The 12,763-nt window shown below is 32.0% G+C and carries 8 protein-coding genes; all 8 read right to left on the bottom strand.

The genetic code is table 11. From position 1 onward, the window contains the following. Window positions 1–840 precede the first annotated feature (840 nt). The 8 genes from Bra60_RS01530 to Bra60_RS01495 all read right to left on the bottom strand — a co-directional run bounded on the left by Bra60_RS01530 (window position 841) and on the right by Bra60_RS01495 (window position 12,746). On the bottom strand, window positions 841–1,692 hold the full coding sequence (locus tag Bra60_RS01530; RefSeq protein WP_442856037.1) for a YopJ/AvrA family T3SS effector serine/threonine acetyltransferase: 852 nt from the start codon (window positions 1,690–1,692) through the stop codon (window positions 841–843). Between the two features lie 2,074 nt (window positions 1,693–3,766). Then, window positions 3,767–5,392: a BID domain-containing T4SS effector gene (locus Bra60_RS01525; protein ID WP_194285027.1), complete on the bottom strand. Its 1,626-nt coding sequence runs from the start codon at window positions 5,390–5,392 to the stop codon at window positions 3,767–3,769. 413 nt (window positions 5,393–5,805) lie between these two features. Continuing rightward, entirely contained in the window at window positions 5,806–6,657 is an 852-nt protein-coding gene (locus Bra60_RS01520; RefSeq protein WP_078698015.1) for a YopJ/AvrA family T3SS effector serine/threonine acetyltransferase, read from the bottom strand. Window positions 6,658–6,809: 152 nt separating this feature from the next. Continuing rightward, window positions 6,810–7,613, bottom strand: a complete 804-nt coding sequence (locus tag Bra60_RS01515) for an outer membrane protein (RefSeq protein WP_194285026.1) — start codon at window positions 7,611–7,613, stop codon at window positions 6,810–6,812. 486 nt (window positions 7,614–8,099) lie between these two features. Then, window positions 8,100–8,834 carry a pyridoxine 5'-phosphate synthase gene (locus Bra60_RS01510; protein WP_078688391.1) on the bottom strand — a complete coding sequence of 245 codons (735 nt, stop codon included), beginning with the start codon at window positions 8,832–8,834 and terminating at the stop codon, window positions 8,100–8,102. A gap of 80 nt (window positions 8,835–8,914) precedes the next feature. After that, window positions 8,915–10,036 carry an ATP-dependent DNA helicase gene (locus tag Bra60_RS01505; RefSeq protein ID WP_078688390.1) on the bottom strand — a complete coding sequence of 374 codons (1,122 nt, stop codon included), beginning with the start codon at window positions 10,034–10,036 and terminating at the stop codon, window positions 8,915–8,917. A gap of 276 nt (window positions 10,037–10,312) precedes the next feature. Next, the gene (gene miaA / locus Bra60_RS01500; protein WP_078673645.1) at window positions 10,313–11,188 is read right to left on the bottom strand and encodes a tRNA (adenosine(37)-N6)-dimethylallyltransferase MiaA; all 876 of its coding nucleotides are present in this window, start codon (window positions 11,186–11,188) and stop codon (window positions 10,313–10,315) included. A gap of 73 nt (window positions 11,189–11,261) precedes the next feature. Next, window positions 11,262–12,746, bottom strand: coding sequence for a Do family serine endopeptidase (locus Bra60_RS01495; RefSeq protein WP_078688389.1), 1,485 nt, complete (start codon window positions 12,744–12,746; stop codon window positions 11,262–11,264). Between the last annotated feature and the right edge of the window lie 17 nt (window positions 12,747–12,763).

Here is a 12,763-nt window from a genome sequence, read left to right as displayed (position 1 = left end):
GAGGGCCTATTGGTTTCGAGGATAACATCACTAGCTTTATACGGTGATCTTTTTATTGCAAAGAATATTTTAATCAAATCCTACTTTAGTATATTGATTATACAAAATCTAATTTTAGTGATATTGTCATAAGTAATCACACAAAATACTTTTGTGTATTGAAAGATGATATCTTTTAAATTTCGTTTGTCCTTAAATTGATAATACAATGTGTTACAACCTTCTCACTTTTTTAAATATAGAGAATCTATATGAGAAGTATTTTTATTTTTTCACAATTTAATAAAAACTTCCTTGTATTTAACTTTATTAAATGAATTTCATATACTTATATCACAAATACATTCAATAATCTTTTCTTTCAAATGAACGAGCATTTTTAATGCTTCTAGATTTATTGTTGTAATTTAAAAGTGCCATAAATTCTACGAACAATAAATAGTTATTTTCAAAAGATTCTTTTGTTCCTAACATTCCTTTAAGTTAATGGAAATTGACTCGATCTTTTCTATTAACTCCTCTGTTTTATGCAGAACGCAATACTAAAAGCTCCCAAAAAACCGATTAACATCATTAATGTAAATTTTATAACATCATTATATACTCAAGCATGCAACGGCTAAACTCTTTAATTTTTTGCAGAAAAGAAATAGTTTCCACAACCCATGCTAATAATTCAGCGTTCCTTAAACGCTTGCTTCTTAGCACCTATATACATTGTGTATACTTTATTAAGTAATAAAAACTACTCTTTAACACGGCAGACATAAACACCCCACAAAAGCCTAATCCTGAATTTATATATTTTTTAAGATTGATAATTTGATCCAAGATTTATATTTACCTTATCAAAGATTTATATTCATAAACTCTTTTTTTATGTAGCGAACAAGATATCCGTTTATTATCTACCACGACTGAATTCTTATCAAACCTCTCCAAAATAACTTCGCCCTTCTTGTTAATAATTGTCCGTTTAGCTTTCGGATTTGATTCTATATATTCATTAAGGCGGTTTACGCTCTGCGTATGTTTGTAAAAAGTGGCTGGAAGATACTTGTCTAGCTCATCATAAGATACAAAAAAATCTGATTTACATAAGACATTGTTAATATTATCTCTGTGTAGTTTTTCTAATTTATCCATTTCACAATAAAGCTTTTTAGCTAGAGCCAAACTAAAAATCCCACATTCAGAAGCACTCCGTTGAATATCCATTTCTACTATAGAAAAATGACAATTAGGTAATTGACTTTCTTCAATAGCCATTTTTACTCTCATTGCTAGTACCACCGGCTTCATATGCTTGAATGATACAGGCTCAAATAATATCAAAGACATCCTCTCATTGATCATTCGATGATCGAGAACTGCAAAATGGATTTCGTTATCTCCTAAGCTAACTATCAATCTAGAAAATTGAATCTTATTATCTATTGTGTTTTTTATTAATATAGGAACATCCTCAGGTGTTGCAGAGAATTTAAGGTTCATTAGTAGATATTTTTCATTTGCTTTCTTTATCAGAGAGGGCATCATTGCTAAATCAAGCTCTCCATAAAGCATGTCATACCAACTACCATGCATCATGTCGTTTTCTAGACGCATAATAGTACTTTTTAATGGTTCAGCATTCCAAAATATAAAATTATACTTTTTTCTAAATCTAGTATTTTCTTTTTTCTGACACACAACATCGCTTTTATTTTTTTTGAACAACAAATTATGTTTAGTAAATCTTTTAGTTTGGGCATATATTAATTTCCATATTGAGAATTATCACTAGATAATGAACCTCATTTATGACTTTACAATGTTATGCTTTAATCTCTTTTTCATTCTAAAAAATGAGGCAATGAAATTGTTTTGTAAAAACTAAGCTGCTTTCTAAAGGAAAATCTGAATTTTCAGAACAATCGCTTAGCTTTTACTAAAGAAAGTCCTACCATTATATCTGTATTGAAAATTAAGCCACATGCTAGAGCGTCTTTGTACTCTCCTTCAGGCTCACCTACCAAAATTAAAATCACATTCAGCCAGGCCATATATCGTGTTTTCAAGCCTGTATGAATTTCTTCTTTTCAGCTAAAAGATTTTTCTTGCGTCAGCTATTTCAAGCAGCAGCGCAAAGCTTTTATATTGCAAACAAAACAAACAATTATTATCCTATACTGTTTGAAAAACAAGAACGCATAAAATCCCTCATACGAGCTATAACTACTAAGGTTTTTAAAAAGTCCGTAATCTTATTCATAAAACCAGCCATTCATAATATCGTGACATATAAAATAGAAAATATGAGAATACCTGTACTCTTAAACAGATTTTATTTGCTTATTCAATATCTCAATAGGCCTTTGATATCTTCAACAGAACAATTATTAACTTGTTTATCACTATAATAAACAGATTGTGTTCGTAAATAAAGCCTATCTTCAAACTCTTCATACTGATGTCTTACCAAGAAAGCCTTGTGTGTTTGTTGCTAGCATTTCAAATGCTGATCCTTATTCAAAAATCAGTATTTTTAGAAATTTGGCAGAGCGTTACCATACTAATAAAAGAATAATTTTCAAAATCTTACTCAAAAATGCTAATCATATTTAAATTATGAAAAGCGATTCCATAGTTTCTTAATACAAGTAAGAAAAGAAAAATGCATTGTACAGTTAACTCTTAGAAAACAAAATACAATGCAAAAATTCCATAGAAATAACATGAAACATTTGTTGTAAAGTATTGGAAATAGATAAGCGTTTTATAAATTGTAGGAACATAAAGACGGCACAAGAGAGAGCTTAAAAACTATCAACATCATAATATTTATAAGGTTTTAGATTATAATACCAGGTATAGCTATATAAATAAATGTAGATTTATGAAGAAGCAAACGCTTATAAATAAACTTAAATACAAACCACTCATCAATGAAGAAATAAAGATTATATAAAATCAAATTATTATTAATTTATTTTGGTTAGTTATCTTGGAACTGATCTGAAGAGAAAGGCAATAGTATAATTTCTCAAAATAAATAAACTAGCTCACCCTCTTCATTTCATCTAAAAATCTTAAAGAATTATTAGTATTGATACAGCTAAAGATATCATTACTGCACGGTTTAAGGAATCAATTCCTAAAAAATTAGGAATCGCTACATCTCATTTTTACAAAAATCTTGATCAGGAATATTAAAACAACTTACTGTTGTAAAAAAATTATATAATACTTCAAAAACTTTAGATTATAGAGTCTATCCTAATCTCATTGTAATTTTTAAATTCTTCTTCAGCTCGTGTACTGATAAAGTTCTATTTTCCAAGCTAATAATTAATTTGTTCAAATGAGCTTTTAAAAATCTTTATAGAATAATCAACAATGTATGTTAAAGAAAGATCTTCCTAAACTAGTTTAAGTAGTTTTCTCGTCATCAGTGCCATTTTGTATAAATTTTCCCTTAACATAATTTAAAGACTACTTTCAAACTATCTTTTAATGCCACCATAACATCATTAAATGGATTCTAATCATGTAAAATTGCAGATTAACATTCCCCTCCACACTTCTAAATTTTTCTGTTTAAATAAAATCAAGAGCGCTATCTGAATCTTTCAAGCTGTCTAACACTCTTTCTTTGAATTCAACAATAAAAGACTAATCATAGCACTTCTCTTCACATCTGAATGAGATAACACCTAACGCTTAGCCCCCCTCCAACTTGAAAGGTCTTAAAAAAACTCCTATAAATGAAATGGAAAAACACATTTTAACAAGCCATAGCTGTCACCTTTAAAGCATTCGCTCTAAGTACTCGTATTTTCTTTTGTATTTCTTTGACTTCCCCAATAGTTTTTATAATTGCCTTTGCTTTACTTTCTGATATGCTAATACTTTTAGCAAGTTCTTCATAGTTCTTATCACTGATTGCCTTACATTCACATGGTGAAAGACGGTGATTAACTTTAATGATAAAATCAGAGATACTTTTATTAAGAAATGAAAGACTCCGTGATTTCAGAGCTTCTTCCCGCATATCTTCTGGCATATCAAGAATGCATTGCACTTCCTTGCTGGGCATTTTTACTACCTGTCCACAACGTTTTTGTCTTTCTTTATACTCCTTTAAGATTTGATTTCTAGAATCTTCTACAATATTTGCATAATTTTTAATTTCATTACTCAGTTTACAAAAACTTTGATTAGTAGCTTTAGTTTTTTTACTTATGAAATACTTTTTGTTATCATAACATGTCATAATCTGTTCAGAAAACACCTCCCCTAAATTCGGATCCATATCAATCATGTTTATTATCTCGTTCAATTGATCCGAACGTCCATAAATAAATCTTGCACAATGCTGGATTTTATCTCGCTGCTCTCGAACAGAACTACATTCTAAAATTTTTCCAATCATTTCATCTTCGCTCAAAGCAGCTAATTTTTCTTCTGGGATAAAAATTTCTTTAAGGTCTTTAGTATCTAAAGCTGTAAAAATGAAATCACTACCAAGTTTGAATGTCCTTAATTGTTCTGGTGTAAGGGAATCTTTATTGGAGAGGATACAAGTATCTCCCACTTCTATTACAATAAAATCTGAAGCAAGGAATTTACCAATCCCCTTATAGGTTTCACCTTCTCTCGCTACTGTAATAAGCTTTTCATCCGAATCAAAGATATTATATTCTTTCGCATTGCTTATGAATTGCTTTAAAATACCGACCTTTTCTGGATTGGAAATATCTTCAAACAAATGTTGCAAAGGCTCCATATATGCGTTTTTTGTAGCCTCAACACTCGTATATGTCATGCGCTTGTTTGTTGTAGCGGAAAAGTCAAGTTTATAGCCTACAGATCTGGCTAGCTTTACAAAAAACAATCTTTGTACGCGTCCATTACCTTCCCTAAAAGGATGAATATAATTGATAGAGCCAAATATTCTTGCTGCATTATGAACAAATTCTTCACGCGATAAGCCTCTAAAATAATTCTTCTCAGCGAGTTTTTGATCGATGAAATCTAAACCTTCCTTAATCTTTGAACCAGATGCAAAACCAAAATCGGAATCAGACTTTGACATGGAGGGCATCACACCCCTTGTACCATCTGAAAATGTAAATGGAACATCACGGGTGCACCCAGCCCATTCCAATGCATGCTGAAATAAACGTTTATGCAAATACTTTAGATAAGAAGAATCAAACCGCTCTGGAGCAGGTTCTTCTAGCACCTTAACAGTTTCTTTTAATGCATCATGCGCCATTCTCTCCTCGAACTTTTGAAGCTCCATGATTCCATATTTATTCTTCAACGTCATACTGCCAGGATAGACATAATTTTCAGGAGAAGGGATGTTAATATTCTCCAACTTTATCATCATTTCACTTTTCTTCATAACAACACCTTGATAATTTAGATCTATACAACACCCCCTCATATATCTTCATCAAATTTTAAATCTTTTAAGATAAGAAAATACACCTTGTCCATTTACAATAAAAGCTCATGATCTATATTCACTAATTTGTAACACAATTGTAATTTTTTATATTGAAGTGTTAAGAATTATAAAATCATCAGTTAATATTTTCATACACTCTGATTTGCTTTTTAATTCGCTTGTATAAAAAGATATATCTTTATACTTTGCACTCTATACTGTACTAATACTAAACACTTGATTGTAGTAAATATTTTCCTAATTTACAAACAAAATGCATAAAACTAAGTGAATTTCCCCAAATTAATAGGTCTTAATCCATAACTTTTTCTTCATTCATATTAGCTAATAATATCTAAGAAATTTTATCATCTCATTAATGATTTATATTCAGTAATCCTTTTTTTGTGTGCTGATGCAGACATATTTTTACCCCTTTTTACCATTGTATGTCTTTCAAATCTCTCAAAAATGGTTTCATTTTTTTTGTTAACGATTTCTTTTTCAGATCCTGGATTTTTTTTCACATATTCCTCAAGACGCTTCAAACCTTGTACGTGTTTATAAAAGTCGATTGGAAGATATATATCTAATAAATCATGAGATAAATAAACATCTCTATCCCACCGATCACCTTTAATATTATCTCTATGCAGTTTTTCTAATTTATCAGATCGAAGATAAAGTTTTTTAGCGAGAGCTAAACTAAAAATTCCACATTCAGACATACTTCGCTGAATGTCCATTTCTACAATAGAACAATAAAAATCAGGCAATTGGAAACCTTCAATGGCTTTTTTTACCTTTGATATTAGTACCAAAGAAACCTCATTATCACATCTTGCGCACTCAAATAATATAAAGGAAAGTTTATTGTTGATAGTTTTATGATCAATTACTACAAAATGGGGCATAACGTCAGTCAGTACATTCACTATAAACCTCGAAGATTGAATCCCATCACCGATTGTTTTTTGCACAGATGCCCTCAAATCTTCAAATGTCGTAACAAGCCTAAGATTCATCTCTGGGTATTTATTGTTTGCCTGCTTTATTAAAGCAGGCATCATTTTAAAATCGATATCTGAATAAATTTCTTCTATCCACTTTCCATTAAAGATATCATTCTCCAAACGAATAATAAGATCTTCTAATGTCTCATTTCCTTCAGCGATTAAGGAGTCATTAGCCTGAGTAATTGGACTTGATGACTGCAACATAACACAAACCTCCATATCAAATAATTGAGTTTTGCACTCAAACTAAAGACATTTCGTATTAAAGTCTCATATGCTGAAAAGTAACAACGACAAAATGTACAGAAACAAAAACGTCATCGTTGATAGAACTGTTCAATGAGCTAATCTAAAATTCAAAATTTACAAGCTACACCAAAATAAAAGGCATTGCTTTTATAGCTAACGTTCATATTATTATTTGCAAATTCCTTTTTACCGAAATCTGAATAATTGTATTCTGCACGTAAAATAAAATTATCAGTTATTGCAAAATCTAAACCACCACCAATGGTATAACCATTCATTATCTTTGAATTGGAAGTTAATAATACAGGGGGCGCCTTTTCTAATGAACTTCTTGTCAATGAATTATTTTTCGATGGCACAAAAAACTTTAAATAAGTACTCTGAAGCTGTGTCACAGAAATACCACCAGCAATATAAGGCATAACACGATCAAAACTAAACCCAATACGCCCGCGTATAGCACTAAGCCATTTTTGTTGTAAGCTTTGTTTTATATCAAAATCTATCTGACTCTTCTTATTATTATCAGCTTTTAAAGAAGCAATACTATCAATAACTTTTGCATCCTTTGCGCCAGACCAATTTATATCGGTATCAAAGCCCAAAACAAAACCATTGTTAATATTAATATTTAAACCTGTATAAAGACCACCTACAACACCTGAGAGCTTAGGTGATGATTGATTTTGAAATATAATGTTACGCTTTACATTATTTGAGTCTATAAAACTCGACGTACTCTGACCTGAAAAAACACCAATTTTCCCACCAAAATAAAAACCTGTCCACGAAAAAGTAGACGACAAAACAACAGGTGAAGCAGTATATGATTGATAAGGAATCACAAAGTCTGTTGCCTGAGCTATAGAAATTGAGAACAATGTAAAAACAGACGCTGTTAAATATTTCATACAAAACTCCGAAAATAAAACTACAGACATATAATGTTACATATTTCTTTCAACAAATCTGCAGCACAAATAACACAATTATAGAAAATAATTAAAATATTGCTGAATTTATAGCTTTCTATAGTTCTATAATAAAGCCATCAGGCATTAATCAATATTATTTATTAATAACATATTGATTTCTAAAAATATAATATAACTACAAAATGTTTTTAAATGCTTGAGATAATTAAACAAAGCATTACCTATGCTTTTAATTATTAGAAATTAGGAGGTTTTTAATTCAAAATAGATATATTCGAACTGCAACTAACCTACTTTTAGAAAAAGCGTTATCTGTCAGATCTTAATTAAAGCAGCAAGCAGTAATTTTATAACTAAGTAAGAATTCAAATTGTTACACAATAAATAATACTTTTCAATAATGACATAAGAGTATTTAGATACTAAATACAATCGATCGTTACATTGCCTTGAATAGATAACTTATGCCAATAACCGAATGAAACGCTGAACAGTTTCATGCATTCCATATTCTAATGCATCAGCAATAAGTCCGTGTCCAATAGAAACTTCATTAATCCAAGGAATCCGATTAACAAGGGCAGGAAGATTAGCAATTGTTAGATCATGGCCTGCATTAATATGTAATTGTAATTCTCTTGCTTTTTGTGCTGCCAAAGCTAATTTATCTAACTCCTGTGTTTGTTTTTCTTCATCATCAAACGCACCACCATAAGGTCCAGTATAAAATTCTACATAATCAGCGCCAATAGCTTTAGCAATATCGAGATCGTCTAAAACTGTATTAGCAAATAATGACACACGAATATTTTTTGCTTTTAAGCGCTGAATAACAGGCGCTAAAAATTCTGCACTGCTAGCAAAATCCCAACCGTGATCGGAAGTGGACTGATCTGGAGTGTCAGGAACAAGAGTAATTTGATCAGCATATTTTTCTGCTAAATCTAAAAATGTATCACTTGGATAACCTTCAATATTAAATTCAGCATTAGGAAAAGCATTATTCATTAAAAAACGTATTTTTGGTAAATCAACAAAACGGATATGTCTTTCATCCGGACGTGGATGGACCGTCAAGCCTGCTGCGCCAGCAGAAAGCGCTATATATCCAATGTTTTCAATGCTTGGCCATGGAAGATTACGCCTATTGCGCAAAACAGCAACAGCATTAAGATTAACTGAAAGTTTTATTGCCACACACTATCCCACTTCTATAATACTCTGATGTTAAGAAGAAACATATCTAAACATAATATCAAACAATAAAATATCTTGTGCTATCGAACAATTGTTAAGCGCTCTGCTGCCCGTGTAATTCCTGTATAAAGCCATCGTGCGTACATATCACGAAATGCAAAACTTTCATCAAACAAAACCACATTATCCCATTGAGATCCCTGAGCTTTATGGACTGTCAAAGCATATCCATAATCAAAATCATCATATCGTTTTTTTAATTGCCATGAAATCTGATTATCAGGATTCTCAAAGATTGCTTTTAAAAGCTTAACTTTTGCTACCCCACGTTCACTATCTTCCGGCTTAATAATAAGATTTATACCTGGTTTAACAGTTTCTTTCTGTGAAGTCATAACTTTCCATAAAGAACCATTCAATAAACCTTTAGTAGGATCATTTCGTAAGCATACAAGTTTATCTCCAGCCTGTGGATAATCCGTTGTAAATCCCTTTAATTCACGTAAACGTTTATTATAAAGATAACGCGTTCGATTAATACCTACTAAAAGTTGATCAGCTTCCAGTACTAATTGTTGGTTAACCTCTTTACGAGTAACAACACGTGCTAAACCATAATCTCCATAAGAAATATCACGTCCCTCACGCACATCCATAGCTAAACGAATAATCGGATTATCACGTGCTTGTCTATGAATTTCTGATAACAGAAAATCTGGCGTGCTTTCAGAAAAAAAACCTCCTCCCGATATGGGAGGTAACTGACCAGGATCACCAAGAACCAGAATTGGTGTTCGAAAACTCATTAAATCACGCGCTAATTGCTCATCAACCATTGAGCATTCATCAACAATAACAAGTTTAGCTTGTGCAACTGGACTTTGTCGATTCAATGCGAATGTTGGTGTAAGGGATGTTTTACCTGTTATTTCATCAGATACTTCTTCTTCACCGCGAGGGCAATAAATTAATGAATGAATAGTGCGAGCATTACTAGCCCCCTTAGAACGTAAAACTTGGGCTGCCTTACCTGTAAAGGCAGTAAATTGAACAGGACCATCAACTGTTTCAGCAAAATAACGAGCAAGTGTTGTTTTTCCAGTTCCTGCATAACCAAAAAGCCGAAAAATAGGTGATTTCCCATTTTTCAACCACGCGGCTACAGTCTTTAATGCATTATCCTGTTCTGATGAAAACTGCATAACCTATAAAATGAGATTCGTACAAAAAGTGCAAGCACTCTAAAAATTGACATTACTGTAAGTAAAAAAATTTTATACGTATAATATTTGCTAAGCTAAAATCTATTATTGTTACACCTGTATGCATATTTGAAATCATTTCTAAATAAAGCAACTAAAATAAAATATTTTAAATCTTAATTGTCACGATTTTCTTTCTTCATATGATTATCTTCAAAAGAAATTTCATCTAAAATACCCTCTTCTCTTTAAGCTATCTTCAAACTTTTAATATTTTTATGCAGCGATAATTTTCCATTCTTCATTTAATTGGTTACGAAACCAAGTCATTTGCCTTTTTGCATATCTCCTAGTTTTTGTCTTTGCTGTCTCAATAGCATTCTCAAAACTTAAATGTCCATCTAAATAAGCTATAAATTCAGGTAAACCAATCGCTTTCATCGCTGGTAATAAAGGAGAAAGCATAAGTTGCTTTATAATAAGAACCTCTTCTAAAACTCCTTGTTCAACCATACGATCCAATCTCTTATTGATGTTTTCATAGAGCTGTTGACGCGGTGGAATAAGAAGAATCTTTTCTGAACAATCCTTTGCAATCAAAGATGTTGTTTCTTGTTTTTGCCACCAACTAAGTGCTTTACCTGTCACATCATAAACTTCCAAAGCGCGTATAATGCGTTGACCATCTTGCGCACAAATACGCTTAGAGAGCTCAGCATCAACTTGTAATAACTGACGATATAGATTCTCAACCCCCTCTTCTTGAAGTCGACGACGCCACTTTTGTTGACAGACATCTGGAATATCCGGAATTTCTGAAATTCCTTCCAAAAGAGCACGAAAATAAAGACCTGTTCCACCAACAAAAATAAGTGACTTCGATGTCATTACATTTAAAAGCTTTTCTACATCACGCAACCATTGCCCTACAGAATAACTAACAGAAGGACTTACATAACCATAAAGGTAATGAGGAGAAATTATAATATCATCTTCTGTTGGTCGTGCTGTCAAAATATTCAAAGTATTATAAATTTGCATTGAATCAGCGTTAATAATGACAGCATTTTTTTCTTGAGCTATTTTTAACGCAAGTTTTGACTTACCGCTTGCAGTTGGACCCGCTATCAATGTGATTGTCCTTTGTGTCATGAAAAGCAATGCCTTCATCTTTTTCTGCAAATGTTTCTGTTAATGAGCAATAACAGACAAAAATACTACAGCATTAATCCATTTGGATTAATACAACCCGCAATTCTCCATCTGGACGAGCAATAACAAATAAAGCATTTTTACGCCCAGCTTCACGTAATTTACGAAGACGTTTTTTGGCATCTTCAATTGTTGTGATCGTACTTTGATTAATATCAACAACTACCTCACCAACACGAAGACGTTTTTTATCAGCTACACTATTTTGTGCAACGGATGTTATAATTAATCCATTAAGCTTATCTGAAATTGAGTAACGTTGCCGCAAATCAGCTGTCAATTCTGATAACGTCATTCCCATATGTTGCATTATCATCTTTTTGGGTACATTATCATTTTCTTTATCATCAAACTTTTCTATTATATTTTCATCCAAATCTGTTTCAACCAAACGACCAAGTTTAACTTTTACTGTTTTCTCTTGTCCATTACGCAAAACTGTAACGTTGACTACTTGCCCTTCTGAGCCTTCTGCTATTAAACGCGGTAAATCATGCATATTTTTAATTTTTGTCTTTCCAAAGCAAAGAATAATATCACCAATATGCAGCTGACTATTATCAACTTCCGCATTTTCTATTTTGCCTACAACTAATGCTCCAATAGCCTTATCGAGTTTTAAATTTTTTGCAATATCATCTGTAATCGGTTGAATTCGGATAGCTAACCAGCCACGTTTTACTTCTCCAAAATTACGTAACTGATTTATAACAGAAAGAGCCATATCAGAAGGTATGGCAAAACCAATACCTATCGATCCAGAAGCAATTGCTGTATTAATGCCAATCACCTGACCACTTCTATCAAATAATGGGCCTCCAGAATTACCTCGATTAATCGCTGCATCTGTTTGAATAAAATTATCATAAGGACCAGCATTAAGATCACGATTACGTGCAGAAATAATTCCAACCGTTACACTACTACCAAAACCAAGAGGATTGCCTATAGCCATAACCCAATCACCAATACGTGCGTTTTCTGATCTACCAAAACGTACAGCTGTTAATTTTTTTCCTTTTGGATCGACCTGAAGCAAAGCCAAATCTGTTTTGCTATCTTTCCCAAGCAATTTTGCCTTTAACTTTGTACCATCAACAAAATTAACCTCAATATAATCAGCATCAGCGATAACATGATAATTTGTAACAATGAGCCCTTTTTGTGCATCAATTACAAAACCTGACCCTAGAGAACGCACTTTTTGAAATTGGCTATCTTTCTTATCATCTCCAGGTGTAAAAAAATCATCAAAATATTCTTGTAATAATGAATCTTTTGGAACGATTGGCAAAGAAGTATCTTCATCCTGCTCAGTTCCATCAACTGTTTGCACTGTAGAAATATTCACTACAGTATCTAAAAGCGTTGTAACTAAATCAGGCACTGATAATGGTGCATCTTGTTGCAAAACAACACTAGACCAACTTATTGATCCCGATAAACACAAAACTACAGAAATAGTAGTAGCTACCGTAGAAAAACACTTAAGAAACATATTTTTACCTATAATAC

Source organism: Bartonella sp. Raccoon60, from assembly GCF_002022585.1.
In the GTDB taxonomy this organism is placed as follows: Bacteria; Pseudomonadota; Alphaproteobacteria; order Rhizobiales; family Rhizobiaceae; genus Bartonella; species Bartonella rochalimae.
The sequence above is the reverse complement of the archived record's forward strand: the minus strand, read 5'-3'. Positions and strand labels throughout refer to the sequence as shown.